Below are 23746 nucleotides of genomic sequence, written 5' to 3'. Positions count from 1 at the left end.
CTGTTGACCGAATTAACGACAACATCGCAGGGGAGAACATGGGTTCCACACGTAAAGGGATGCTGAACGTCCTGATTGCCGCCGTTTTATGGGGCAGCTCAGGGGTTTGCGCGCAGTACATCATGGAGAAAAGCCAGATCTCGTCACCGTATCTGACCATGGTTCGCCTGCTGTTTACCGGCCTGATCCTGCTGACGCTTTCCTTCGTTCACGGCGACAAAATTTTCTCGGTCATCAAACATCGCAAAGACGCCCTCAGCCTGCTGTTTTTCTCCCTGGCTGGCGCGCTCACGGTGCAGCTCACCTTCCTGGTGACAATCGAGAAATCCAACGCAGCTACGGCCACCGTGCTGCAGTTTCTGTCACCGACGATTATCGTGGCGTGGTTTGCGCTGGCGCGGAAAAAGCGGCCGGGTCTGTTTGTGCTTTCCGCGATCCTGACCTCACTGGTGGGGACATTTTTGCTGGTCACCCACGGCGACCCCACTTCACTCTCCATCTCGCCTGCGGCTTTGTTCTTTGGCATTACCTCGGCCTTTGCCGCGGCGTTTTACACGACGTATCCGTCAACCCTGATCGCCCGTTACGGCACCTTGCCGATTGTCGGCTGGAGTATGTTGATCGCCGGCTTAACGCTGACGCCGTTCTACGCCGGACGCGGCACCGCGTTTGTTATTGACGGCAGCCTGCTGCTGGCGTTTTTCTACCTGGTGGTGATCGGCACGGCGCTGACCTTCAGCCTGTACCTGAAAGGCGCGCAGATGATCGGCGGGCCGAAGGCGAGCATTCTGAGCTGCGCCGAGCCGCTGAGCAGCGCGTTACTGTCGGTGATTTTACTGGGCGTGGCGTTTACCCTGCCGGACTGGCTGGGCACGCTGCTGATCGTGTCGTCGGTGGTGTTGATTTCGATGGATTCGAGAAAACGGGTGAAAGCCCCGGCGTAATCTATGAATAATAATGATAGCGACACATCAGAATGGTGAGAGCGCTATCCGTCACGCCGTAAACCAGACGGTCAGTGTCGTTGATCCGGCGGGACCAGTACCCGGAAAGGTTGCCCTTAAGCGGTTCCGGCTTACCCAGGCCGTCAAAGGGTTGGCGCTTCGCATCTTCAATTAGCTTGTTGATTCTGCGAAGCGTCTTCTTGTCCTGCTCTTGCCACCACAGGTAATCGTCCCAGCCGTTATCAGTCCAAATCAGTAGCCTGGTCATCTATCAGATCCCTCTGCGTGGTTTTTCCCGTGTTTGCCTGTGCGATTGACTCCATCAGTCGGCTGGCGTTGGCAGGCGAACTCATCAGATGGATGGTTTCCATCATTGAGTTGTAGTGCTGCAGAGACATCACTACCGCATCACCACCGTTGCGACGGCTGATAATGGTTGTCTCCACGTTGTCATTCACGTCGTCCAACACATCTTTGAGTCGGCTTCGCGCTTCGGTAAACGTCACAACCTGCATACTTCCTCCTGTACAAGTTACGGTACAAGTATATCGGCAAGGTGATTATTTATCAATCAGCGCGTCTTCACTTTCCCAGCCACCAGCAGCGCGGTCAGCAGCATCAGCGTGCCGGAGATGACCAGCGGTGACGTCAGCCCCAGGTGGTCGAGCGCCACGCCGCCCACCGCCGCTCCGCAGGTGTTCGCCAGCTGGATCACCGCCACCTGAATCGACCCGGCTTTTTCAGCCTGATCGGCCAGCGAGCGGGTGATCCACGTCGACCAGCCCACCGGCACCAGCGCAAAGGCAAAGCCCCAGATAATCGCAATCGCCGAGGCAACCCATTTGTCGCTGCCCCACAGAATGAGCACGACGGCACTGACAGCCAGTACCAGCGGGGCGCCAGCAAGCGCCACTTTCAGGGAGCGCTTCAGGAACTGAGACGACAGCGAGGTGCCGACAAAGCTGGCGATACCGAAGCTGAGCAGCACCAGCGTCAGGCCATCCACGTCAAAGCCCGCCATGGTCATAAAGACCGGGCGGATATAGGTAAAGAAGGCAAACTGCCCGGCAAAGGCCATGAAGATGGCGGTCATCCCCGCCAGCACGCCGGGGCGCTTAAGCAGACTGAACATGTTCTGTTTGTGGTGCGCCGCTTCTCCCGGCAGGGACGGCAGCGCTTTCCAAACCCACAGAATACAGAGAAAACCCATCACCGCTGCGGCGTTAAAGACGTTACGCCAGCCGATGATTCCGCCAAGGAAACTCCCCAGCGGCGCGGCAATCACCAGCGCGATGGAGACCGCGCCAAAGATAACGGAGAGGGCTTTCGGCACGGTGCGTGCCGGCACCAGACGCATGGTGAGCGAGGCGGACATTGCCCAGAAACCGCCCAACCCCAGACCCAGACAGGCGCGGCCGAGCAGCAGCAGGGTGAAGCTCTCCGCGAAAGAGACCAGCAGACAGGAGAGCGTCAGGAGCACGCTGAAGAGAATGACCACTTTGCGGCGATCAATCGCGCCAATAACCTGCGTGATAAACAGGCTGGCAAACATCGCCACAAACGCGGTCACGGTAACGGACTGCCCTGCCACGCCTTCGGAAATGCCCAGATCCTGCGCCATCGGCGTCAGCAGGCTGACCGGTAAAAACTCCACGGTAATAAGACAGGCGACGCAGAACGCCACGGAAAAAACCGCCGACCAGTTGGGGCGAGAAACCTCTTTGGTCTGCGGTCTGGTCGTGGGCTGGATATGTTCTGTCATAGTGTCACCTGAGATAAAAACGTGCGGGAAAGTCGCGCAGTTTATCATCAAAAGTGTGACGAATTTAACGTTTCGACAACTTTTCTTGCATCGCCGCCTTCGCCAGCCCGACGATCCACTCCTGGTGCGCGTTGATCATCGGGTTCGGTAGGGTACGTGCTAATTCCTGTGCCGGAACGCCTTTCTGCGACTCCTGAGTCAAAATACGGACGCGGTTACCTGGTAAGTCTTCAAACAGCCAGGCGTGGTAGGCATCCAGACGCGCGCTCTCCTCCCCTTCCACCCAGCCGTGCCAGGCGATACGCGCCGCCTCGCCATCGACCGGCGGAACATACTCCGTCACCTGCGCCTCAACCGGAAAGCCAAAGGTCGTGAAGCGGAAGCGGGCGTTGGCGCTCAGTTCCGGACCGCTGCCGTCGTGAAAACGAATATCTTCGGCGTTGCTGTAGTAGTTCGGCCACAGGGTAGTGTCGTTGAGCTGCGCCCAGATCGCTTTCGCGCTCAGTCCGGCGACAATGATTTCGTTGGATGCAAAGTTATCGGTAGTGCCTGGCAGGTAATCGTCTGGCCAGATAATGGCGGATTGTTTCATGGTTCACCTCATCGTGAGTGGATGAGGTGATGGTGCGCCCGTGAGTGGTATAAATCTAATGATGATGCCTTATACTCATCATCACGGTTCGTGATATCAGTGCAGGTAAAACACTCCCTCTTCCGGCAGAAAAAGCTGGTTGTAACGCAGCTGGAAAGCGTTCAGCTCCTGCGGATCCGGCTCCATCTCGCGCATAAAGCCGAGGGCGAGGCGGATTTGCGCATCGGTGATCGGCGCGGCCAGACGGGCTTTACGCAGCATGCGGTGCCAGGTGTGGAGATTCTCTTCGCTACCGTCGACGATACAGACCTGCCAGATGAGCAGCACCTGGGCAGCGTTTTGCAGATGCGCCTCGTCCGGGCGTTCAAGATAGCGGATAAACTCATTGCCGGGCGTTTTACCGAACTGATCGATCATCGATTCTACCGGCATCGGGGTGATACCCAGCCGTTCGCTCAAGCGTTTGATGGCGCGGCGGGAATCCGAGGTCAGGACACGAAACCCAACCACAAACACCACGGCAAGCGTTGCCAGCATTATCCAGACCATGCGTTCTCCTTTGAATAGCCGCTCATCATAGCGGGAAACGCAGGGTATCGACAGCGGGCACGGCCATAATAGTGAACTGAAAAAAGGTAGAACATCGTCATGAAAACGGATCTGCGCACGCTGGATCTTAACCTGCTGAAAACGCTCGACGCCCTGCTGGATGAACGCAGCGTCACCCGCGCGGCGACGCGTCTGGCCCTGACCCAGCCGGCGGTCAGCGGCATGCTGAACCGCCTGCGGGATTACTTCGACGACCCGCTGTTTATCCGTGCGCCCCACGGTATCGTACCCACGACGCGTGCGGAAGAGCTGGCCGCGCCGGTGAAGCGCATCCTGGCAGATATCGACCTCCTGCTGCAGCCGGTGGCGTTTGACCCACTGCAGGCCACCCTCACCTTCACGCTTGCTGCCACCGATTACGCGCTCCGCGCGATCGCGGTGCCGTTTATCGCGGCACTGAAGGTGCGGGCACCGGCAATACGCGTGCGGGTTATACCTGTCGATTCCGAGCGGATGATGAACCAGCTTGAACGCGGGAACGTTGACGTGGCGCTGATCACGCCCCACACCACGCCAGACGACCTGCACAGCCGGGCGCTTTATGATGAACGGTACGTTTGCATGATGCGTGCCGACCACCCGGACGCGGGCAAACCGCTCTCTCTGGCGCGCTTTTGCGCCCTTGAGCACGTGCTGGTCTCTTATGAGGGTGACAGTTTTCGCGGCGTGACGGATGGCGCGCTGGAAAAAATGGGCCGGACGCGGCACGTGGGGTTATCGGTGAGCAACTTCCTGGTACTGCCGGATGTACTGGCGATAAGCGATATGATCGCCGTGGTACCGTCACGGATAGCGGAAAACCAGACAGGAATGTTTGTCTGCGACACACCGGTTCCGGTGCCGGGTTTCACCAAGTGCATGGCCTGGCACGCAAGAACACACCGTAATCCCGCGCAGATGTGGCTGCGCGGGTTGTTGCTGGAAACCTGTCAGCGCGCCTGAAGCCCTTTCAGCAGTGCCTCGTGGAAGCGTGCAGGATCCTGCATCTGCGGCGCGTGCCCCATGTCGTTGAACTCGACCAGCGTCGCGTGCGGGATGCGTTTCGCCGTCTCCTTCCCCAGCACCGCATAGTTGCCGAGCGTTTTGCGGATCTCAGGCGGGGCGAGATCTTTCCCGATGGCGGTGTTGTCCTTCGTGCCGATCATCAATAATACCGGCATCTTTAGTTCACTAAATTCGTAGATCACCGGCTGGGTGTAAATCATGTCGTAGAGCAGCGCCGAGTTCCAGGCCACACGTTCTTTTCCCGGCCCGTTGTTCAGCCCGGCAAGCATGGTGACCCAACGCTCGTACTCCGGCTTCCACTCTCCGGCGTAGTAGGTATTTTTCTCGTACTGACGAATGCCGTCGGCGCTGACCTTCAGCTCGCGCTGGTACCACTGATCGACCGTAATATGCGGCACACCGCGTGCTTTCCAGTCTTCCAGACCAATGGGGTTGACCATCACCAGCTGCTCCACCTGCTGCGGCCACATCAGCGCGTAGCGGGTCGCCAGCATCCCTCCGGTCGAGTGGCCGATAACCGTCACGCGATCGACGCCGAGCGTTTTCAGCAAGGCGTGGGTGTTATCCGCCAGCTGCTGAAAGGTGTACTGATAGTGCTCCGGTTTGGTGGATTTACAAAAGCCAATCTGGTCGGGAGCGATCACCCGATAACCGCTGGCTGAGAGCGCACGGATAGTGCCGTCCCAGGTACCGGCGCAGAAGTTTTTGCCGTGCATCAGCACCACGGTGCGGCCGTTGGGTTTTTCCGGCTTCATGTCCAGATAAGCCATATCCAGAGACTGTTCCTGGGAGGTAAACGTAAAGTGTTTTACCGGCCAGCCGTAGTCGAAACCTTCCAGCTTCTCGCCGTAGGTGGGCGCATCCGTAGCCATTGCGGGGGTTGCCAGCGCCATCAACAGCGCCAGGCAGGATAATCGTCGGGTCAACATGCAAGCTCTCCCATAGCAAAAGGAATAAGGCTGCGCGAAAGGCGGCAGTAAAAAAACTGTAGAGCAAGGAGAGGGGCGATTGTGTAAAGCGGGGTAAAAACTGGAATTTAAAACAAAAAAGCCCGGCATCACACACCGGGCAAAGAAGTCACCTGCACACTCAGGCTGCTTTTAATTTCTGCACACGATTTTCACGGCGAATTTTACGTTCTTCGAGCACCGCAACCATTGCCATCAGGACGATACAGCCGATGGCGGCGGCATCCAGCGCCGCAAAGGTGCCTGCCCAGCCGGTGAGGCCGAAAATCGGCGTGCCGTCGGCAATCATCCCCAGACCCAGCTTGGCGAAGCTGTCGCCAATCAGGTAGGCGAAGGTGCCTTTAATCCCATCGGCGGCGCCGATCGCTTTTTTCGGTACAAAACCTACCGCCGCTACGCCGATCAACAGCTGTGGACCAAACACCAGGAAGCCGAGCGCAAACAGAGACGCCAGGTAAACGTACTGGTTGCTGGCGTGCTGGTAGACGCCCAGGGTAGCGATAATCAGCGCCAGCGCGACGCAGGCCACCAGCGCACGACGACCGTTGGCAAGATCAGAGAGCCAGCCCCACAGCAGCGTACCGACCAGCGCACCCACTTCAAACAGGGTAAAGCCCTGAATCGCGACTTCTTTAGAGAGCTTCAGCTCCTGGAAGGCATACACAGTCGACCACTGGTCAATACCGATGCGCACCACGTACAGGAAAATGTTGGAGAAGCAGAGCAGCCAGATCACTTTGTTTTTCAGCACGTACTCAACAAAGATCTGCCATTTTGTCATCTCATTCTCTTCGGTCTCTTTGTCCTCTTCGCTGATCGCCTCGCCGAACAGCTCTTCGGCTTTGCCGAGGCCGTAAGATTCCGGAGAGTCGCTGCCAAAACGCAGACCGATAAAGCCGACAATCAGGGCGATAATCGACGGGAAGATAAACATGCCGATGACGTGACCGTCAAACAGGTAGTTAGCACCGAACAGCGCCACGCCTGCTGCCCCCGCCCCGCCGAGGTTGTGGGAGATGTTCCACATACCAAGGTATGAACCACGCTTACGGCGCGGGGTCCATTTGGTGATGGTGGAGTAGCTGCACGACCCACCGGTACTCTGGAAGAAACCGCTCAGGGCGTAGAAGGCGATCATCAGGAACAGGCTGACGGAGCCCGCGCCCATGCTGGCGCTGAAGCCGAGCATACAGATGGCGGAGAGGATCAGCATAAACGGCAGGAATTGCTTGGTGTTTTTGCCGTCTGCATAGTACGAGACAACGGTTTTGCCCACGCCGTAGGTGATGGAGAAGCCCAGGCCAATCATCCCCAGCTGCGTCATGCTCAGCCCGTAGGTGGAGATCATGTCGTTCTGCGCGATGTTAAAGTTTTTGCGGATCAGGTACATGGTCAGGTAGCCGATAAAGACCACCAGATAGGACTGCATGAACGGTTTGAACCACATTTTGCGCCGCACGTCGAGCGGCAGATCCAGGGTCGGCTTGCGCACCTGATTAAGGAAGGCCAGCATGGTTTGCTCCTGAGCTGATTTTTACCTGCGAATGGCAGGCATTGTAAAAATCAGCCAGGAGAGATGCCTGAGACAGCGTCCAGGTAAAACCGGGAAAATTTCTTAGTTTTGCGCCACTCGGGATGAAAAGGTGAGGCGCATCACATCACACTGGCTTCACGCGGCGCCTGCGCATGCAAAAACGGCAGCAGCAGCAGGGCCGATATCCCCGCCGCGATGGCGATCACGGCAAAGAAACCGCTCCAGTGCCAGATGTCGATCACCCGCGCCAGCGGCCAGCCGGAGAGGGACGCGCCCAGGTAGGCGAACAACCCGACGAAGCCCGTCGCCGCACCCGCCGCCTCTTTATGCGAGCATTCTGCCGCCGCCATGCCGATCAGCATCTGCGGGCCAAACACGAAGAAGCCGATGGTAAAGAAGCACGCCGCCTGCATCACGTAGCTGGCGAACGGCATCAGCCACAGCGAACCGACGGAGAGTAAGATTCCTGCCGCAAAGATGAGGTTCATTGGGCCACGGTTGCCGTTGAAGAGCTTATCCGAGCCCCAGCCCGCCACCAGCGCGCCGATAAACCCGCCCAGCTCGAACATCGTCACCGCCGAGTTGGCGGTCACCAGGTCCACCCCCAGCGTCTCGGACATGTACAGGTTACCCCAGTCGTTGATGGCCGCGCGCACCACGTAGACCAGCACGTAGCAAAGCGACAGCAGCCAGATATACGGGTTTAACAGCACGTATTTGGTGAGGATCTCTTTGCGCGTCAGCCCCGCCCCCTCAAGCTGTTGCGCCACTTCCATTTCATCGTGCCGCCAGTCGCCCACCGCGGGCAGCCCCACGGTTTGTGGCCTGTCGCGCAGCCGCCAGCAGAGGAACAACCCGGCCAGGATCGCCAGACCACCGGCAATCATCATCCCCGCGCGCCAGCCGTAGTGCAGCGCCGCTGCGCCCACCACCATTGGGATCAGCGCGCCACCGACGTTATGCGCGGTGTTCCAGATAGCCCACCAGCCGCCGCGCTCGTTGCGCGAATACCACGCCGTGAGCAGGCGGGCGCAGACCGGCGCGCCCCAGCCCTGGAAAAAGGCGTTCAACGCCCACAGCAGGGCAAACGCCCAGAGCGAGGTGGAAAAGCCAAACAGAATGTTCACCACGCCGGTGGCGATTAGTCCAAAACCCATAAAATAGCGGGCGTTGGAGCGGTCGCTGACGATGCCGGAGAAGAACTTCGACAGGCCGTAGGTGATGTAGAACAGCGTCGCCAGCAGGCCGATATCGGTGCGCATCATCACGCCGCTGGCAAGGATTTCCGGCGCGGCGGCGTTGAAACTTTTGCGGGTAAAGTAGAACAACGCGTAGCCGAGCCAGATAGTGATCAGGATATGACGACGCCAGTAGCGGTAGCGGGCGTCGATCTCCGCTTTGTTGCCTATCGGCGCGGCGTTTGCGGGGGTTTTAAACATGATGGCTCCTTAGCGGCAGGCTGACGCTGACGCGCGTCCCGTGGGTGCAGGAGATATTCAGCGTGCCGCCCAGCGCCTTCACGCGCTCGCGCATGCCCGCCAGGCCAAAGCCCTGCTGCCCCGAGCCCGGCGGCAGGCCGCAGCCGTCGTCCTCAATCACCAGCCTGAGGCTTTCATCCTGCTGCCAGCCCTGCAGCGTCACCGCGCTGGCGTTGGCGTGTTTGACGATATTGTTCAGCCCTTCCTGACAGACGCGGAACAGCGTGACGCGCTGGCCTTCACTCAGCAATGATTCATCAATGCGCCAGTCGAGATGGCTGACAATTCCGCGGCTTTCCAGCTCCATCTCGCGCATCAGGGAGCGCACCGCCTGTTCCAGAGAGAGATCGTCCAGCTGGCGCGGACGGAGCCTGCCCAGCAGGCGACGCACCGAATCGTACACGCCAAGAGAGAGCTGTTCGATATGCGCCCCGCCCTGCTTCACTCCGGCGTTGTCCGCCGCCAGACGCTGGACGATACCCGCCTGGGTGCGAATGGCGGTAATGGTCTGGCCGATGTCGTCGTGCAGTTCGCGCGCCACCTCCTGGCGCACGCTCTCTTCGGTCTCCAGCAGGCGTTCTGCCAGGCGGCGATTGCGCGACAGTTCGGTTTGCAGGGACTGGTTCAGCTCACGCAGGCGCTGAATACCTGCCCCGAGCAGCAGCCCGGTCAGGCTCTGCGCCAGCAGAGAGAGCAGTAAATCGACCGGGTGATCGTGCCAGGTCTGGCTGGCAATCAGCGCGATGGCGTTCATCAGTGTGGCGATCAGCGCCCCCTGCCAGCCGTAATGCCAGGCGAGAGCAATGATCGGCAGCGCCAGACAAAACGGGGTAAAACGGGAAAGCTCAGCAGGCAGGCCAAGCTGCAGCCACAGGCTCACCACAAACAGCAGCAGATACCAGATGAGATGTCGGGCGCGCCAGTTAACCGGCTGGGAGACCAGCGATGGTCCGAGCGGCTGCCAGACAGTGCTGGTGAGATAGTGCCAGAAAACCAGACAGGTGGGTGCCAGCGTCAGGCCGCCGGTCAGGGTCAGCAGCAGGGCGTTAAGCATCTCCTTTTCGCCTACCCACGGCAGGGATTGCAGCAGCGCGGCAGCAATCAGCGCCGCCCCCTGGCGCAGCAGCGTGCGCCAGTCGCGCTGGTGACGATAGCGGGAAATCAACGCAACCGGGAGGAGCGTGAGCAGGCTTCCGGTCATCAATAAGGGCAGATGCGCGAGGGCGACCTCCTGCGACAACCAGATCAGCATCAGCCACTCTGCGCCCAACAAAACCGGCCAGTAGCCGCGCGGGCATTGCAACATCAGCCCCAGACGCAGGCCAAAGGGAAACAGCAGCACCGCCAGCTCCGGGCGTTCCACCAGATGCAGGCTGATGCTCCACAGACAGAACCAGGCGGCAGAGAAGATAAAAAAGCTGGCAACAACGGCGATCAGCCGCGAAATCAACGGGTTCATTGCCAGCTATCGAACATACGGCGCGCCAGCTCGACATCGTTGCTGACGCCGAGTTTTTCCATCAGGTTAGCGCGGTGAACGTGCACTGTTTTGGGCGACAAACCCAGTTCGGCGGCAATCTCTTTCACCGCCATCCCCTGCGCGAGTTTTTCTGCCACCTGACGCTCACGCCGGGTAAGCGGATCCTGACGTCCGGCCGCCAGCTTGAGGGCGATATCCGGCGTCAGGTAGCAGCCGCCCGTCGAGACGGTGCGCACGGCGGCAATCAGCTCGTCCGGGCTACAGCGTTTAGAGAGAAATCCGCGCGCCCCCGCGTTGAGCGCCTGCTCCACCAGCGCCGGGCTGTCATGAACCGAGAGCATGATAATCGCCATCCCTTTCGGTAACTGACTTAGCAGCTCCAGTCCGGAGAGATCTGGCATTGAGATGTCACAGATACAGACCTGTACGCCACGCCCCGGCAGGCCCGCCAGCGCCTCGCGCCCCGAGCCGAACTCTGCCACCACCTGAAAATCCGGTTCGAGGTTTAAAAGCTGGGCAAAGCCGGAGCGAACGATAAGGTGGTCGTCGATGAGAGCGATGGTGGTCATGTCTGTTCCTGCGGTCTGAAAACGCCGGATGGCGCTGCGCTTATCCGGCCTACAAGAGCGAAAGACGCTTACCTTAAGCGATCTATTCGAAGAACACCGCAATTTTGTTAAACATGGTGGGATCGGACTGGTTGCGCGCCACTCTGGTGACGTCTTCCAGCTTGTCGATCTGGGCCATCATCTGCTCCAGACGCTGATCGTCATTGACCAGTAGCCAGATGCGGCTGTGCTCGCTGCCCTGAATCGGCAGACAGAGAATGCCTTCGACGTTAAACGCGCGACGGGCAAACAGCCCGCAGACGTGGGTCATGACGCCAGGGTGGTTGCGGACGGTGAGTTCCAGAATGACGTTTTCATGTTGTTTCTGCATGGCTTATTCCCCCACCATCTCAGTATTTGCCGCACCCGGCGGCACCATCGGATACACTTTTTGTTCAGGGTCGATACGGACGTGGATCAGCGCCGGGCCCGGACGAGAGATCGCCGCCTGCAGCGCTGCGTGGACGTCCTCTTCTGCGTTCAGATCGCAGGTATGCAGGCCAAAACCGGCGGCAATTTGCATGAAGTTAATCATCCCCGGATAGGTTGCCGCAAACACCCCCTGCTTGTAGAACAGGCTCTGCTGCTGGTGTACCAGCCCCAGCGCCTCGTTGTTCATCAGGATGATTTTAACGTCTAACTGATTTTCGGCCGCGGTGGCCATCTCCTGAATGTTCATCATCAGGCTGCCGTCACCGGAGAAGCAGATCACCTTGCGGTCCGGGTTCGCCAGCGCCGCACCAACTGCCGCAGGCAGACCAAAGCCCATGGTTCCCAGGCCACCGGAGGTCAGCCACTGACGCGGACGGTTCAGCGGATAGGCCTGGGCGGTCCACATCTGGTGCTGCCCAACGTCGGTGGTAATAATCGCGCTGTCGTCCACGCAGGCGGCCACGGCGTTAATCAGCCCGTAGTGGCTCAGCGGGTCGCCTTCGGTTGGGATCGCGCCCGGGAACTCGCGTTGCAGATCCGCCACCATCTGACGCCAGTCGGCGCGATCAGTTGCGTCCGTTTGCGGGATCAGCTGTGCCAGCACGTCGGCCACGTCCCCCTGAATCGCCACGTGCGGTTGTTTGATTTTACCCAGCTCGGCGCGGTCGATATCCACGTGAATGATTTTTGCGTTCGGGCAGAACTGCTCGGTTTTACCAATCGCCCGGTCATCAAAACGCGCGCCCATCACAATCAGCAAATCCGCCTCTTGCAGGATGTAGTTAGTGCTGCGCGCGCCGTGCATGCCCAGCATTCCTAATGACAGCGGGTGTGCTTTGGGCAGCATGCCGAGCGCCATCAGGGTCATGGTGGTAGGCAGGTTGGCTTTTTCAGCGAACTGACGGATTTCATCTGCGGCATTGATTGCCCCGCCGCCCAGATAGAGCACCGGACGTTTAGCGGCGTTGATCATGGCCGCGGCATCGCGCACGCTCTCAGCGCTGAATTCTGGCGCGGGTGCCCGCTCGCCCGGCTCCGGCAGGACGTCGATCTCAATTTCTGCGGTCTGGACATCCTTAGGAATGTCTATCCACACCGGGCCTGGGCGACCGGACTGCGCAATGCGGAACGCATCGCTGATAACCTGAGGAAGCTCGGCAATATTGCGAACTAAATAGTTATGTTTGGTGATGGGGATAGAGATGCCGTAGGTATCCACTTCCTGAAACGCATCGGTACCGATCATTGAGGACGGCACCTGGCCGGTAATGCAAATCAGCGGAATGGAGTCGAGACGCGCGTCGGCGATGGCGGTTACCAGGTTGGTCGCCCCCGGACCGCTACAGGCCATACAGACTGCCGGTTTACCCTGCGTACGTGCCATGCCCTGAGCGATAAAACCCGCTCCCTGCTCGTGACGCGCCAGCACGTGGCGGATCTGCGTGCTTTGGCTTAACGCGTCATACAGCGGCAGCACCGTACCGCCCGGAATACCCGCAACCGTGGTAATGCCCTGTCGTTCCAGTAAATGAACAATCAGCTGCGCGCCCGTAAAACGCGTCTTGGTGGATGTTGTGCCCGAACTTGCCATGCTCCAGTCCTTTTCTTCTGAGCCGACTTCCCGGGGAGGGTCCTAAACGAAAAACCCCGCCCGGTTTGCGCCGGCGGGGTTTTGGATTCGTGTGTTGATCCAGTCCCTACGGCGCATTGCCGACGACCACCACCACACGCACGACGACCACTGCGGCTGGTTGCGCAGTTTTTAGTAGGGTCGCGGTGTTCATGGATGCAGTCATGGGGGACCTGTGTTTGGAATCATTGATTGAATTTATACAAACACAGGTTTTCGGGCGTGACAATGGAAATATTTTCATCTGCGCAAAAATGCGTCAGGGATCACGTTTCGTTTGTTGGGTGATGAAAGCAAAAAAGCCGTTTTGCCTTATTCAATAAATAGTGCTGGTGAAACACCAAATCTGGACGCCAGCTTTTTAATATGGTTCAGAGTAAGCTGTCGCTGACCATTCAGAACCCTTGAAACCATTGATTTACTACCAATTTCATCCTGAAAATCAGATGTTGTCAGTTTATACTGATCCATCAAGGTTCTTAAAACCGCGATACCGACAGGCACGAGTTCCATCTCCTTGCGTAACGCGACGATCTCTGGCCGATTGGCTTCGTAACGGCTGATTCTGGCGCACACGATATCCAGCAATGGGCTATTAGGTTCGTTAATAAGCAGATACTCAACCAACTCCAGTGCATCGTTATAATCTTTCTCGCTCGGCTGCTCTCCCAATAGAGGAACGGCCTCAACAAGGGCATGCGTAGCTTTCATTGCATCAGCGACGATCATCATTTCTTCCCCTTAGTGCGATGTTTTTCCGTAAAACGGTCATATTCCTTATGAGTAAAAACATGGCGCACATAAAACTTTTGGCTTTCAAAGAATATGAGAGCCACTACCCTAAGATTGTTGTTCGCAATATCAATAACATAATGCTTATCCAGATACTTGAAGTTATCCAGCGTCGGAAATAGTTTTTTTAACGCAGCAGGTGTTGGGCAATGACTCTTTTCAAGAGTGCGTCCCAAAACGAGGAGTTCTTCCCTGTGCTGCGGAAACTGGATAACCGCATCCAAAATTGCCTTCATCGAGATTAAATGCATACTGCATGCCTGCCGCGTCCGTTGCCATTATGGCAACAATAGCAGTCGTTGCCAATAAGTCAACAAGAATCCCGTTCGGTACAGAAAGCAGAAAACAAAAAACCCCGCCGGAGCGAGGTTTTTTCAGGGTTTTGCGGTTGGTTGCCGCAGAACACACTGTGTTACGTCAACGCACGAAGTATATGCGATCGAAGACGAACGCGCAATTCCGGCACGGATTTTGACGTTTTTGAGTATGGAATGGGTTTCGAATTTTGTCCACAAAATACTGTTCATGCATACAGTATTTATCTATACTGAGGATGTTCGCAGTGAGCGAGGGGGCCGCAGTTCTACCGGCGCAACGAAGTCCTGGCTGAAACGGGTGGTGCCGTCAGTGCCTTAACCCTCTGAAGTGAGCACACTGTGTTACGTCAATCGAGGTGCTGGCAACAGGCGGCGGAAAGGTACGCCAGCATCGTGCTCCTTTTTACCAAAAGGAGACGCGTATGAGCGTAGTGGATATGGTGATACTTATCCTCAAACTCATTGTTGCTGTTCTGCAACTGCTTGATGCTGTCCTGAAATACCTTCGGTGATTCAGGTTCAAGTCGCACCTGAGAGGGGCGGGCAACCGCCCCTCTTTAATAACGAGGGAATGCTATGTCGCGTCTGTTAATTGAACCCATCACGCCGGAAGAGCCCGGGTATATCGCGCTGAAAGCCGAAAGCATCGCGGCGAATTTCAATATGCTGCGCAGGCTGGAAGAGAACTGGCAGCGCGGTGAAAACCGCTTTAACGCGCCGGGTGAAAAGCTGCTGGGTGCCTTTTTAAACGGCAAGCTGGTGGGCGTCTGCGGCCTTAACCGCGATCCGTTCAGCCAGCAGCCGCGTGCCGGACGTATTCGCCATCTTTATGTCAGCGAGAAGTGCCGCGGTCTGGGCATTGGTAAACAGCTGTTAACGGTGGTGATGGCCGATGCCAGCATCTGGTTTGATTTCCTCAATACCCATGCACCCGATACGGCCTGCGGCTTCTACCGTCGGGCAGGCTTCAGGCTGGTGTCAGACGAGCCACGGGTTACCCATCGTCTCTTTTGCGCGGTGTAGCTGGCTGGCGACATCAGGTCGTGAATGTTACAGTTGAGTGACAATTCACCGCCAAAGACGCCATGACCCTCTCCGTTTTCTGTATTTTGCTGTTCGCCGCACTGCTGCATGCCAGCTGGAACGCCATCGTCAAAGCCGGAACGGATAAGCTTTACTCGGCGATCAGCGTTAGCGGCTCCGCCACGCTCATTGCACTGGTTTTATTGCCATTTTCTCCTCAACCCTCCGTAGCCAGCTGGCCATTTTTAGTGGTCTCTTGCGCGCTGCAGGTGGTGTACACGGTACTGGTGGCGAAGACGTATCAGGTCTCAGACATGAGCCAGACCTATCCGCTGATGCGCGGAACAGCCCCACTGCTGGTGGCGCTGATCAGCGTGCTGGTGCTCGGGGATAGCCTCTCCTGGCTCGCCTGGGCGGGCATCGGAGTGATCTGCCTGTCGATCCTCGCGATGGCGATAAATGGCCGACTGCAGTCCCGCAAAGGGATCTGGCTGGCACTGCTGAACGCCTGCTTTATCGCCGGCTATACGCTGGTGGACGGAACGGGCGTACGTTTATCGGATACCGCGCTGGGCTATACGCTGTGGACCTTCTTTATGAACGGCTTCTGCCTGCTGTGCTGGGCAATGGTGGCGCGTCGCCGCGAAGCTTCCAGCTACCTGCGTTTGCACTGGAAAAAGGGGTTGCTCGGCGGGGTTGGAACCATGGGCTCGTATGGCCTGGCCTTATGGGCGATGACACAGGCTCCGCTGGCGGTTGTCGCTGCGCTACGTGAAACCTCCATACTCTTCGGTGCGCTGATCGCATTTGTGCTTTTAAAAGAAAAGGTTGCCGGTCTGCGTATCGCTGCCGCGTTGGGTATTGCAGCCGGTGCGATCCTGCTGCGTCTGGCGTAATTCACTGGCAACATTAGTTGCCGTTCTTGTTTACAAAACCTGCCTTAATCCTCTTCTTCATTCATCATGACAATGCTTAATTTGTCATCTCATTGTGGTAGATTCCTCGCGCATTTATGGGAATGCGTAGTCACTTATTCTTCATTTTTCTCTTTTGGCAAAAGTATTCAGCGACATGAAAAAACAAAGGAACGTTAACTTATTGTTGATGCTGGTGTTACTGGTGGCCGTCGGTCAGATGGCGCAAACCATCTACATTCCGGCGATTGCCGACATGGCAAAGGAACTCAACGTCCGCGAGGGCGCGGTACAAAGCGTGATGGCCGCCTACCTGCTGACCTATGGCGTTTCGCAGCTGTTCTACGGGCCATTATCCGACCGCATTGGCCGCCGTCCGGTCATTCTGACCGGCATGTGCATTTTCATGGTCGCGACGGTGGTTGCTATTACCACCCATAGCCTGACCGTACTGATTGCCGCCAGCGCGCTGCAGGGGGTAGGCACGGGCGTCGGTGGGGTGATGGCGCGTACCTTACCGCGCGATATGTATCAGGGCACGCAACTCCGCCATGCCAACAGCCTGTTGAATATGGGTATTCTGGTCAGCCCGCTGCTGGCACCACTGATTGGCGGCCTGCTGGACACAATGTGGTCATGGCGCGCCTGCTATGCCTTCCTGCTGGTGCTGTGCGTGATTGTCACCTTCAGCATGGCGCGCTGGATGCCGGAAACCCGTCCCCAGGACGCACCGCGCACGAAGCTTCTCGCCAGCTACAAAACGCTGTTCGGCAACGGGGCTTTTACCTGTTACCTGCTGATGCTGATCGGCGGTCTGGCGGGCATTGCGGTGTTCGAAGCCTGCTCCGGCGTGCTGCTGGGAGCGGGGCTTGGCCTGAGCAGCATGGTGGTGAGTATTCTGTTTATTCTGCCGATCCCGGCGGCGTTTTTTGGCGCATGGTTCGCCGGACGTCAGAACAAACGTTTCTCGACGCTGATGTGGCAGTCCGTAATCAGCTGCCTGCTGGCTGGCCTGATGATGTGGATCCCGGGTCTGTTTGGCGTGATGACTGTCTGGACGCTGCTCATCCCGGCGGCACTGTTCTTCTTCGGCGCGGGGATGCTGTTCCCGCTTGCCACCAGCGGCGCCATGGAGCCGTTCCCGTTCCTCGCGGGTACGGCGGGTGCACTGGTGGGCGGTTTGCAAAACATCGGTTCCGGCGCGCTGGCCTGGCTCTCCGCCATGATGCCGCAAACCGGGCAGGCTAGTTTGGGTTTACTGATGACGCTGATGGGGCTACTGATTTTGCTGTGCTGGCTGCCGCTGGCGTCGCGTGTTCCCCACCACGAGCAGCCTGTTTAACCGCATGATGGCCCGGCTTCTCGCCGGGCTTTTCACACGCCGGGGCAATCATCGCCTCCAGCAGCGGCTCTGGCGCTGGCCGCCAGGCCCCCTCCTCTCCGTCATAAAACTGGAAATCGGCGTTAATCGCGTAGGGTATTTTCGCCTTTTGCAGCTCACAGGCCATAAACGTGGCAAAGGCCATTTGCGACGCGGTGGGTGTAAAGCGGTTTGACTCCCCCACGCCCCAGCCCCCGACCCAGCTGACGTGTCCGGTTTTTTGTTGCCAGCGCAGCGCCGTCGCGATGCGATTGTGAATCGCCGCTTTCTCCGCCGCCGTACCGGAGGTCCACGGGTATTTGCCGTTATTTTTCAGCGGCCCCCACGGAAAGATATGCCACTCCGCCAGCAGGAAGTTTTGGCTGTGCGCAGGCAGCTTGAGGCTGGGGAGATCTTCGGGGGCCGCACGCAGGCGGGGAGCGATGAAGATCATCCGATCCGCATCAATGCTGTGGATGACCTTGATGGTTTTTTCATACACCCGGTTGAGCGAGGCTGCGTTGTGGTTGAGCTTGTCCGCAGGCTCATAAATCAGGTCAAAGCCCAGCAGCGGCGAACGTTTGCCGAAATAGTGCGCCACGGCAATCCACCAGTCGGTAACCTCTTTTTCGTTATCGGCTTTCGGATCGTTTTTATAGCTGTCCGCCTGATACGCGATAATCGGGATCACGCCGTACTGCTCGCAGGCTTCCACCAGCTTACGCAGGTGGATCAGCCGTGCTTCGGTCGGCTCATCGGCCACACGAATACGCACATGGCTGATGCCTTTCGCGCGAAAGTCGCGTACCACCAGCGGGTCGAATTCCCGTATCCCGCGCTCGGTGCGTGCCCAGTCCACGTCCATACCCACACCCAGCTTTTGTGCATAAAGCGCAGCCGTCAGCGGCGGCTCGGCGGCTATCGCCCAGCCGGAAGAGAGAAGTATCGCGGTCGCAATAAGAGGCTTTAACACGGCTTACCCTGGATAAATCAAAAGCATTACCTGTATTTAGCACGCTTTATCACATTTGGTGTAGAGTCAGGGTGAACTAATTTCTGAGAAAAATTATGAACGCAACGGTCATCAATACGCTCATCGCACAGTTTCCTCTGGTTGAGGATCTGATGGCTCTGAAAGAGACCACGTGGCTTAACCCGCGAACCACTTCGCTTGCAGAAGGGCTGCCCTATGTCGGGCTGACCAAAGCCGACGTGGACGACGCGCATGCGCGCCTCAACCGCTTCGCGCCATATCTGGCGAAAGCCTTCCCGGAAACCGCGGCAACGGGCGGGATTATCGAATCTGAGCTGGTTGCTATTCCGGCCATGAAAAAACGGCTGGAGAGAGAATCTGGCAAGGCTCTTCCCGGAACGCTGCTGCTGAAAAAAGACAGTCATCTGCCCATCTCCGGCTCGATTAAAGCGCGTGGCGGCATCTACGAGGTGCTGACCCACGCGGAAAAACTGGCGCTGGAAGCGGGATTGCTGAGCACTGATGATGACTACAGCATCCTGCTGGAACCGCGCTTTAAAGACTTCTTTAGCCAGTACAGCATTGCGGTGGGTTCAACCGGCAACCTGGGAATGTCCATCGGCATCATGAGCGCACGCATCGGCTTTAAGGTGACGGTACATATGTCCGCCGACGCCCGCGAGTGGAAGAAAGCCAAACTGCGCAGCCATGGCGTTACCGTCGTGGAATATGAGCAGGATTATGGCGTGGCGGTGGAACAAGGGCGAAAAGCGGCGGAAAACGACCCGAACTGCTTCTTTATCGACGATGAAAACTCCCGCACCCTGTTCCTGGGCTATGCCGTTGCCGGCGAGCGCCTGAAGGCGCAGTTTGCCGAACAGGGCCGTGTGGTGGATGCAGAGCACCCGCTGTATGTCTATCTGCCGTGCGGCGTTGGCGGGGGTCCTGGCGGTGTGGCGTTTGGTCTGAAGCTGGCGTTTGGCGACAACGTTCACTGCTTCTTTGCCGAGCCCACGCACTCCCCGTGCATGCTGCTGGGGGTTTATACCGGCCTGCACGATGAGATTGCCGTGCAGGATCTGGGTATCGACAACGTGACGGCAGCGGACGGGCTGGCGGTCGGACGCGCATCGGGCTTCGTCGGCCGCGCGATGGAACGTCTGCTCGACGGGTTCTATACCCTTTCCGATCAAAGCATGTACGACATGCTCGGCTGGCTGGCGCAGGAGGAAGGGATTCGTCTGGAGCCATCGGCGCTGGCGGGCATGGCCGGGCCGCTGCGTGTTCAGGCTGATGCCAACGTCACCCATCTGGTGTGGGCGACCGGCGGCGGCATGGTGCCGGAAGACGAGATGGCGAAGTATCTGGCGAAAGGGAAGTAATTATGCCGGGTGGCGGCTGCGCCTTACCCGGCCTACAGGTGCACAATTTGTTGAATGTGAGTTACCGCAAACAGCAGTGATAGCGACAGCACGGCCAGGGCGATGAGGAACTTATCCCGCACCGCCTTCGGCTGCACAAAATCGTCCTGCGCCACGTCCATCACGTTACGGCTGCGGGTATAGCGCCATAAAATGATGGCCACCAGCGCCAGCACAACCAGTGAGATCCAGAAGGGTAGCCCCGTGCGGTGCCAGTTGTGCTTAATCGCCAAGGCAATCAGCGCGCCATACCCCAGCAGCGTGCGCAGCCACGCCAGCGACGTCCGCTCCGGCTGCAGGCCGGGGTCCGCTTCGCGCCGCGCTTTGCGACTATCCGCCATACACCACCAGCACCATCACCACGCCCGCCACTGTCAGCAAAATCGCACTGATGATCAGTAACCCACGCGTATAGGGCAGATCCTGCTTCAGGCGCATCGCCTTTTCGTTACGCAGCCAGCGCAGATAGCCGTAAATCGCCAGTACGCCCGCAAACAGGCACAGCAGCAGCGCCAGCACTTCACGAATCAACGGCGTGGCGAAATCGGGCGCGAGCTGATCAAGACCGACGCCGGCGGCCAGAAAGCCCAGCGCGGTACGGATCCACGCCAGATATGTACGTTCATTGGCCAGCGAGAAGCGGTAGTCCGGGGCTTCACCGAGGCGGGAAATTTTCATGAAGGCTCCTTGTCATGCTGCAGGCAGGCTTCAGCATAGCGTAAATCGGCCAGGACAAGGAGACCGGCATCAGGCGATGCCGGTCAGGAGGATTAATGCAGCTCTGGCCAGTAATCCTTATTGGCCTCGATCAGGTCATCCAGAATCGCTTTCGCGACCGACGCGCTCGGTACGGTTTTTGACAGGGTGATTGCCTGCCAGAGTTTCTGGTACGAGCGTTGCTCCCAGGCATCCACCACCAGTTTTTCCACCGCCACCTGCTGACTCATCAGCCCTTTCTGGAAGTGCGGGATATCGCCCACGGTGAGAGGCTCCGGCCCGTTATGGCCCACCAGACACGGAATTTCCACCATCGCGTCGGCATCAAAGTTATGAATGGCCCCGTTGTTTGGCACAATCAGCAGCATCCGCTCCTGGGTATTAAAGGCAATCGCCGTCGCCAGATCGACGATGTACGAGGCATGTTCGTCAATCTCCAGCTCCCCGGCAGAGGATTTTCCGGCTTCTATAATCGCCCGGCACGAACTGAACACATGCTTCTCACGGTGATCCATAACTTCATTGGCGCGGGTCCGCTCCGGGTTGGCGTGCGCGACCACGTAGTCCGGGAACAGGTAATACTTCAGATAGGTGTTTGGCATGGTATCTGGATCGAGCGCCTGCACGTCTTTGGCTTTGGCGAAGGTATCGTTCCAGCTCGCTTCGGTATGCGCATCTTCCGAAGGCGGAACATAGCCGTGTTTCGCCACGTATTCGCGCAGTTTCGGCATCAGATCGTTACCGTTCAGATCTTCAATCGATGTCCACCAGCCGAAGTGGTTCAGGCCGTAGTAACGCACGCGCATCTGTTTGCGGTCTTTCAGGCCGACAATCTGCGCCATGCGCCCTTCAATACCGATTGGCATATCGCAGATGTTGAGAATTTTGGCATGCGGACGCAGGCGGCGCGTCGCTTCCGCCACAATCGCCGCCGGGTTGGAGTAGTTCAGCATCCACGCGTTCGGGGAGTACTGCTCCATATAATCCACCAGTTCCAGTACGCCGCCGATGGAGCGCATGCCGTAAGAGATCCCACCCGGGCCGCAGGTTTCCTGACCCAGCACACCGTGACGCAGCGGAATTTTCTCGTCTTTTTCGCGCATCGGGTATTTGCCCACGCGGATGTGCGCCATCACGAAATCCACATCGGTAAACGCCGCTTTTGGATCGGTGGTGTAACTAAACTCAATCTCCGGTGCCTGTTCCTTAAGGATAATTTTGCACGCCTCGGCGATGGTTTCCTGACGTGCGCCATCGTTGTCATAAAACTTCAGGGCACGCAGCGGGAAACGGTCACGGTTGGCTAACAGCATCAGGACGATACCAGGCGTAAAGGTGCTGCCGCCGCCTGCAATGACAACTGAGAATTTTTTCATGATATAGCCTCTGTCAGGGTGGTTTGTTCATTCGTTAAAGGGGTTTTCATCAGCGATTCCAGCTGGTCTCGCACCTGCGGAACGTGCAGGCCAACGATCACCTGTATGCCGTTGCCGCGTCGCACTACGCCGTGTGCGCCGAGGGCTTTGAACACCTCATCGCTTTGGGTTTGCGCCATGTCGACCAGCGCGATACGCAAGCGGGTGGCGCAGTTGTTGATGCTTTCGATGTTGGCCGCGCCGCCCAGCGCCTGCAGGAATCCGGCGGCTTGGCCGACCTGCTGGCTGGCGGCAGCCGGGGCGGTGGTTTGTCCGCGTGCCGCCTTATAGTCGGCCTTGCTGTAGAGTTTGATTTCACTCTCTTCACGACCCGGGGTTTTGAGGTTCAGACGCTCAATCAGCGTTTTGAAGACCACGAAGTAAAGGCCGGTAAAGCAGACGCCGATGCCGATCTGGGTGAATACCGTTGAAGCGTGGTTATGGAACATGGGGATCCAGTTTTGCGGCAGGAACTGGTCCAGCAGGCCACCGCCCATGTTGCCCACCACGCCAAAGGTGTACATCACCGTCGCCATGGTGGCCGCCAGTACGGCGTGAATGGCAAACAGCAGCGGCGAGATAAACAGGAAAGTAAACTCCAGCGGTTCGGTAATCCCCACCAGCACGGCGGTAAGCGTGGCCGGGATCAGCAGGCCCGCGACCTTGACGCGGTTTTCTGGTGAGGCGGTGTACCAGATCGCCAGCGCAATCCCGACCGATCCAAACACCTTAGCGTTACCGTGCAGCGCGAAACCACCTTCCGGGAACAGGGTTTTCAGCGGCAGCGTGCTCTGGCTGAACGCCTGAAGATGCTGCGCCCAGTAGACCTGAATCCCGCCCTCAACGGCGGCCGGGCCAAAGATAAACGGACCGTAGACGAAGTGGTGCAGCCCGGTTGGGATCAGAATGCGTTCCAGGAAGGTATACACCCAGACGCCGAGCGCACCGGCGGAGCGTAAGAACGCCTGCAGGGACTCAATGCCCATCTGCACTTTCGGCCAGCCCAGCAGCGTCAGCCAGGCGCAGGGGATCATGACGAAAAACGCGATAATCACCACAAACGAGGTGCCCTGGAAAATGCCCAGGAAAACCGGCAGTGGTTTCTCGAAAAAGCGGTTATGGATCGCAGTGACAATACCGGAAATCGCAATCGCCCCAATAATGCTGGTATCAAGGGTTTTGATCCCGGCAATCATCGCCAGCCCGCTTCCCGCCGTCGGTTCGGCGGAAAAGTCGACGCCAAAGAAGTGGCCCCAGGTCATCCCCATCGCGTTGATGAAGTAGTTCCAGGTCAGGAAGCTGATCAGCACCGCCAGACAGGCGCGGCCCTGCGCCTGTTTCGCCAGACCAATCGGTAAGCCAACGGCAAAAATCAGCGGCATATTGCGGAATACCGCCCAGCCGCCCTCTTCAATGATGTGCACGATCTGCGCGAACAGATTATCAGGAGCCGTTAAGGCTTCGCCCACGAAAAGCGGATTGCGAAGCATGATGGCGATTCCCACCACGATCCCGGCAAAGGGAAACAGCAACACCGGGGTAAACATGGCACCACCAAAACGTTGTATTTGACTGAGCATCTTTAAATCCTCACGTAACAACCTGTAGGGGAGAGAGGCCTTTATGGTTTTGTGCTGGCCTGAGGTGAGCATAAGAAGTTACTGATGCGCGAACATGGCGTGCCGCTGCGATTCGTGATCGCATTCATGGTTTTATTTTGACCAATCAGGTCTACTTTTCGCTGTAAATATGGACATGTCAGGATGCAATCC

The 23746-nt window shown here is 57.9% G+C and carries 27 protein-coding genes; 7 read left to right on the top strand and 20 right to left on the bottom strand.

Going from position 1 to position 23746, the window contains the following annotated elements; all coding sequences use genetic code 11:
• Nucleotides 1-38: 38 nt before the first annotated feature.
• On the top strand, nucleotides 39-944 hold the full coding sequence (locus AC2FAK_RS20630) for an EamA family transporter (protein WP_095455666.1): 906 nt from the start codon (nucleotides 39-41) through the stop codon (nucleotides 942-944).
• 1 nt (nucleotide 945) lies between these two features.
• Here AC2FAK_RS20630 and AC2FAK_RS20625 read toward each other — a convergent pair whose 3' ends face one another.
• The 5 genes from AC2FAK_RS20625 to AC2FAK_RS20605 all read right to left on the bottom strand — a co-directional run bounded on the left by AC2FAK_RS20625 (nucleotide 946) and on the right by AC2FAK_RS20605 (nucleotide 3847).
• Nucleotides 946-1212 (bottom strand): Txe/YoeB family addiction module toxin, encoded by a 267-nt coding sequence (locus AC2FAK_RS20625; protein WP_020686436.1) that lies wholly within the window; start codon nucleotides 1210-1212, stop codon nucleotides 946-948.
• Nucleotides 1187-1459 carry a type II toxin-antitoxin system Phd/YefM family antitoxin gene (locus AC2FAK_RS20620; RefSeq protein ID WP_041911702.1) on the bottom strand — a complete coding sequence of 91 codons (273 nt, stop codon included), beginning with the start codon at nucleotides 1457-1459 and terminating at the stop codon, nucleotides 1187-1189. The genes AC2FAK_RS20625 and AC2FAK_RS20620 overlap by 26 nt, the downstream gene beginning before the upstream one ends.
• Nucleotides 1460-1515: 56 nt before the next feature.
• Nucleotides 1516-2706, bottom strand: coding sequence for a purine ribonucleoside efflux pump NepI (gene nepI / locus AC2FAK_RS20615; protein WP_038418265.1), 1191 nt, complete (start codon nucleotides 2704-2706; stop codon nucleotides 1516-1518).
• A gap of 64 nt (nucleotides 2707-2770) precedes the next feature.
• Entirely contained in the window at nucleotides 2771-3298 is a 528-nt protein-coding gene (locus AC2FAK_RS20610; protein WP_058681575.1) for an SRPBCC domain-containing protein, read from the bottom strand.
• A gap of 96 nt (nucleotides 3299-3394) precedes the next feature.
• Nucleotides 3395-3847 carry a DUF1198 domain-containing protein gene (locus AC2FAK_RS20605; protein WP_014830062.1) on the bottom strand — a complete coding sequence of 151 codons (453 nt, stop codon included), beginning with the start codon at nucleotides 3845-3847 and terminating at the stop codon, nucleotides 3395-3397.
• A 99-nt stretch (nucleotides 3848-3946) separates the two neighbouring features.
• On the opposite strand from AC2FAK_RS20605, the gene AC2FAK_RS20600 reads away from it, so the two are divergent.
• A complete protein-coding gene (locus AC2FAK_RS20600; RefSeq protein ID WP_095455665.1) occupies nucleotides 3947-4849 on the top strand; it encodes a LysR family transcriptional regulator in 903 nt (300 codons plus the stop codon).
• Here the strand turns inward: AC2FAK_RS20600 and AC2FAK_RS20595 are convergent.
• From AC2FAK_RS20595 to AC2FAK_RS20550, 10 genes are all read right to left on the bottom strand, one after another.
• On the bottom strand, nucleotides 4837-5841 hold the full coding sequence (locus AC2FAK_RS20595) for an alpha/beta fold hydrolase (protein WP_095455664.1): 1005 nt from the start codon (nucleotides 5839-5841) through the stop codon (nucleotides 4837-4839). The two genes, AC2FAK_RS20600 and AC2FAK_RS20595, sit on opposite strands and share 13 nt — an antisense overlap.
• A gap of 160 nt (nucleotides 5842-6001) precedes the next feature.
• Nucleotides 6002-7393: a hexose-6-phosphate:phosphate antiporter gene (gene uhpT, locus AC2FAK_RS20590; protein ID WP_013094812.1), complete on the bottom strand. Its 1392-nt coding sequence runs from the start codon at nucleotides 7391-7393 to the stop codon at nucleotides 6002-6004.
• A gap of 140 nt (nucleotides 7394-7533) precedes the next feature.
• Nucleotides 7534-8853: an MFS transporter gene (uhpC, locus tag AC2FAK_RS20585; protein WP_045901857.1), complete on the bottom strand. Its 1320-nt coding sequence runs from the start codon at nucleotides 8851-8853 to the stop codon at nucleotides 7534-7536.
• Complete coding sequence (gene uhpB, locus AC2FAK_RS20580) at nucleotides 8846-10351, bottom strand: signal transduction histidine-protein kinase/phosphatase UhpB (RefSeq protein WP_013094810.1); 1506 nt, start codon at nucleotides 10349-10351, stop codon at nucleotides 8846-8848. The genes uhpC and uhpB overlap by 8 nt, the downstream gene beginning before the upstream one ends.
• A complete protein-coding gene (gene uhpA / locus AC2FAK_RS20575; protein ID WP_013094809.1) occupies nucleotides 10348-10941 on the bottom strand; it encodes a response regulator transcription factor UhpA in 594 nt (197 codons plus the stop codon). The genes uhpB and uhpA overlap by 4 nt, the downstream gene beginning before the upstream one ends.
• Nucleotides 10942-11023: 82 nt before the next feature.
• Nucleotides 11024-11311 carry an acetolactate synthase small subunit gene (gene ilvN / locus AC2FAK_RS20570; protein ID WP_001171659.1) on the bottom strand — a complete coding sequence of 96 codons (288 nt, stop codon included), beginning with the start codon at nucleotides 11309-11311 and terminating at the stop codon, nucleotides 11024-11026.
• Between the two features lie 3 nt (nucleotides 11312-11314).
• A complete protein-coding gene (ilvB, locus tag AC2FAK_RS20565; protein WP_095455663.1) occupies nucleotides 11315-13003 on the bottom strand; it encodes an acetolactate synthase large subunit in 1689 nt (562 codons plus the stop codon).
• A gap of 106 nt (nucleotides 13004-13109) precedes the next feature.
• Nucleotides 13110-13208: an ilvB operon leader peptide IvbL gene (gene ivbL / locus AC2FAK_RS20560; protein ID WP_071830013.1), complete on the bottom strand. Its 99-nt coding sequence runs from the start codon at nucleotides 13206-13208 to the stop codon at nucleotides 13110-13112.
• Between the two features lie 146 nt (nucleotides 13209-13354).
• Nucleotides 13355-13771, bottom strand: coding sequence for a helix-turn-helix domain-containing protein (locus tag AC2FAK_RS20555; protein WP_028027984.1), 417 nt, complete (start codon nucleotides 13769-13771; stop codon nucleotides 13355-13357).
• Complete coding sequence (locus tag AC2FAK_RS20550; protein WP_020684666.1) at nucleotides 13771-14085, bottom strand: type II toxin-antitoxin system HigB family toxin; 315 nt, start codon at nucleotides 14083-14085, stop codon at nucleotides 13771-13773. The genes AC2FAK_RS20555 and AC2FAK_RS20550 overlap by 1 nt, the downstream gene beginning before the upstream one ends.
• Nucleotides 14086-14573: 488 nt before the next feature.
• Between AC2FAK_RS20550 and tisB the strand changes: the two genes are divergently transcribed.
• The 4 genes from tisB (at nucleotide 14574) to emrD (ending at nucleotide 17430) form a co-directional block, all read left to right on the top strand.
• Entirely contained in the window at nucleotides 14574-14663 is a 90-nt protein-coding gene (gene tisB / locus AC2FAK_RS20545; RefSeq protein WP_020684667.1) for a type I toxin-antitoxin system toxin TisB, read from the top strand.
• A gap of 64 nt (nucleotides 14664-14727) precedes the next feature.
• Nucleotides 14728-15174 (top strand): GNAT family N-acetyltransferase, encoded by a 447-nt coding sequence (locus AC2FAK_RS20540; RefSeq protein WP_013094803.1) that lies wholly within the window; start codon nucleotides 14728-14730, stop codon nucleotides 15172-15174.
• A 62-nt stretch (nucleotides 15175-15236) separates the two neighbouring features.
• Nucleotides 15237-16070: an EamA family transporter gene (locus tag AC2FAK_RS20535; RefSeq protein ID WP_029881854.1), complete on the top strand. Its 834-nt coding sequence runs from the start codon at nucleotides 15237-15239 to the stop codon at nucleotides 16068-16070.
• Nucleotides 16071-16245: 175 nt separating this feature from the next.
• Entirely contained in the window at nucleotides 16246-17430 is a 1185-nt protein-coding gene (gene emrD / locus AC2FAK_RS20530; RefSeq protein WP_032618354.1) for a multidrug efflux MFS transporter EmrD, read from the top strand.
• On the opposite strand, the gene AC2FAK_RS20525 is transcribed toward emrD, so the two are convergent.
• Nucleotides 17333-18421 carry a glycoside hydrolase family 5 protein gene (locus AC2FAK_RS20525; protein WP_095455662.1) on the bottom strand — a complete coding sequence of 363 codons (1089 nt, stop codon included), beginning with the start codon at nucleotides 18419-18421 and terminating at the stop codon, nucleotides 17333-17335. The genes emrD and AC2FAK_RS20525 overlap by 98 nt on opposite strands.
• Nucleotides 18422-18516: 95 nt before the next feature.
• Here AC2FAK_RS20525 and dsdA point away from each other — a divergent pair, with 95 nt between their 5' ends.
• Nucleotides 18517-19803 carry a D-serine ammonia-lyase gene (gene dsdA / locus AC2FAK_RS20520; protein WP_095455661.1) on the top strand — a complete coding sequence of 429 codons (1287 nt, stop codon included), beginning with the start codon at nucleotides 18517-18519 and terminating at the stop codon, nucleotides 19801-19803.
• Between the two features lie 32 nt (nucleotides 19804-19835).
• On the opposite strand, the gene AC2FAK_RS20515 is transcribed toward dsdA, so the two are convergent.
• The 4 genes from AC2FAK_RS20515 to AC2FAK_RS20500 form a co-directional block, all read right to left on the bottom strand.
• Nucleotides 19836-20183, bottom strand: a complete 348-nt coding sequence (locus AC2FAK_RS20515; RefSeq protein WP_013094796.1) for a DUF202 domain-containing protein — start codon at nucleotides 20181-20183, stop codon at nucleotides 19836-19838.
• The gene (locus AC2FAK_RS20510) at nucleotides 20173-20520 is read right to left on the bottom strand and encodes a YidH family protein (RefSeq protein ID WP_013094795.1); all 348 of its coding nucleotides are present in this window, start codon (nucleotides 20518-20520) and stop codon (nucleotides 20173-20175) included. Before AC2FAK_RS20510 ends, AC2FAK_RS20515 begins: the two co-directional genes overlap by 11 nt.
• Nucleotides 20521-20612: 92 nt before the next feature.
• The gene (locus tag AC2FAK_RS20505) at nucleotides 20613-21935 is read right to left on the bottom strand and encodes a 6-phospho-alpha-glucosidase (RefSeq protein ID WP_013094794.1); all 1323 of its coding nucleotides are present in this window, start codon (nucleotides 21933-21935) and stop codon (nucleotides 20613-20615) included.
• Nucleotides 21932-23554, bottom strand: coding sequence for an alpha-glucoside-specific PTS transporter subunit IIBC (locus AC2FAK_RS20500; protein WP_013094793.1), 1623 nt, complete (start codon nucleotides 23552-23554; stop codon nucleotides 21932-21934). Before AC2FAK_RS20500 ends, AC2FAK_RS20505 begins: the two co-directional genes overlap by 4 nt.
• Nucleotides 23555-23746: the final 192 nt, after the last annotated feature.

The organism is Enterobacter cloacae complex sp. 394F7, assembly GCF_057320385.1.
Note: the sequence above shows the minus strand (reverse complement) of the source record. Positions and strands in the feature narration are given on the sequence as shown.

Excerpts from the sequence above, each read along its gene's own strand:
- AC2FAK_RS20515 (WP_013094796.1), bottom strand. The coding sequence starts at position 20,183 with ATGGCGGATAGTCGCAAAGCGCGGCGCGAAGCGGACCCCGGCCTGCAG.
- AC2FAK_RS20595 (WP_095455664.1), bottom strand. The coding sequence starts at position 5,841 with ATGTTGACCCGACGATTATCCTGCCTGGCGCTGTTGATGGCGCTGGCA.
- AC2FAK_RS20510 (WP_013094795.1), bottom strand. The coding sequence starts at position 20,520 with ATGAAAATTTCCCGCCTCGGTGAAGCCCCGGACTACCGCTTCTCGCTG.
- uhpB (WP_013094810.1), bottom strand. The coding sequence starts at position 10,351 with ATGAACCCGTTGATTTCGCGGCTGATCGCCGTTGTTGCCAGCTTTTTT.
- AC2FAK_RS20605 (WP_014830062.1), bottom strand. The coding sequence starts at position 3,847 with ATGGTCTGGATAATGCTGGCAACGCTTGCCGTGGTGTTTGTGGTTGGG.
- uhpA (WP_013094809.1), bottom strand. The coding sequence starts at position 10,941 with ATGACCACCATCGCTCTCATCGACGACCACCTTATCGTTCGCTCCGGC.
- AC2FAK_RS20555 (WP_028027984.1), bottom strand. The coding sequence starts at position 13,771 with ATGATCGTCGCTGATGCAATGAAAGCTACGCATGCCCTTGTTGAGGCC.
- AC2FAK_RS20550 (WP_020684666.1), bottom strand. The coding sequence starts at position 14,085 with ATGCATTTAATCTCGATGAAGGCAATTTTGGATGCGGTTATCCAGTTT.
- AC2FAK_RS20625 (WP_020686436.1), bottom strand. The coding sequence starts at position 1,212 with ATGACCAGGCTACTGATTTGGACTGATAACGGCTGGGACGATTACCTG.
- emrD (WP_032618354.1), top strand. The coding sequence starts at position 16,246 with ATGAAAAAACAAAGGAACGTTAACTTATTGTTGATGCTGGTGTTACTG.
- tisB (WP_020684667.1), top strand. The coding sequence starts at position 14,574 with ATGAGCGTAGTGGATATGGTGATACTTATCCTCAAACTCATTGTTGCT.
- uhpT (WP_013094812.1), bottom strand. The coding sequence starts at position 7,393 with ATGCTGGCCTTCCTTAATCAGGTGCGCAAGCCGACCCTGGATCTGCCG.
- AC2FAK_RS20620 (WP_041911702.1), bottom strand. The coding sequence starts at position 1,459 with ATGCAGGTTGTGACGTTTACCGAAGCGCGAAGCCGACTCAAAGATGTG.
- AC2FAK_RS20610 (WP_058681575.1), bottom strand. The coding sequence starts at position 3,298 with ATGAAACAATCCGCCATTATCTGGCCAGACGATTACCTGCCAGGCACT.
- AC2FAK_RS20630 (WP_095455666.1), top strand. The coding sequence starts at position 39 with ATGGGTTCCACACGTAAAGGGATGCTGAACGTCCTGATTGCCGCCGTT.
- AC2FAK_RS20500 (WP_013094793.1), bottom strand. The coding sequence starts at position 23,554 with ATGCTCAGTCAAATACAACGTTTTGGTGGTGCCATGTTTACCCCGGTG.
- AC2FAK_RS20600 (WP_095455665.1), top strand. The coding sequence starts at position 3,947 with ATGAAAACGGATCTGCGCACGCTGGATCTTAACCTGCTGAAAACGCTC.
- dsdA (WP_095455661.1), top strand. The coding sequence starts at position 18,517 with ATGAACGCAACGGTCATCAATACGCTCATCGCACAGTTTCCTCTGGTT.
- AC2FAK_RS20535 (WP_029881854.1), top strand. The coding sequence starts at position 15,237 with ATGACCCTCTCCGTTTTCTGTATTTTGCTGTTCGCCGCACTGCTGCAT.
- ilvN (WP_001171659.1), bottom strand. The coding sequence starts at position 11,311 with ATGCAGAAACAACATGAAAACGTCATTCTGGAACTCACCGTCCGCAAC.
- AC2FAK_RS20540 (WP_013094803.1), top strand. The coding sequence starts at position 14,728 with ATGTCGCGTCTGTTAATTGAACCCATCACGCCGGAAGAGCCCGGGTAT.
- nepI (WP_038418265.1), bottom strand. The coding sequence starts at position 2,706 with ATGACAGAACATATCCAGCCCACGACCAGACCGCAGACCAAAGAGGTT.
- ivbL (WP_071830013.1), bottom strand. The coding sequence starts at position 13,208 with ATGACTGCATCCATGAACACCGCGACCCTACTAAAAACTGCGCAACCA.
- ilvB (WP_095455663.1), bottom strand. The coding sequence starts at position 13,003 with ATGGCAAGTTCGGGCACAACATCCACCAAGACGCGTTTTACGGGCGCG.
- uhpC (WP_045901857.1), bottom strand. The coding sequence starts at position 8,853 with ATGTTTAAAACCCCCGCAAACGCCGCGCCGATAGGCAACAAAGCGGAG.
- AC2FAK_RS20505 (WP_013094794.1), bottom strand. The coding sequence starts at position 21,935 with ATGAAAAAATTCTCAGTTGTCATTGCAGGCGGCGGCAGCACCTTTACG.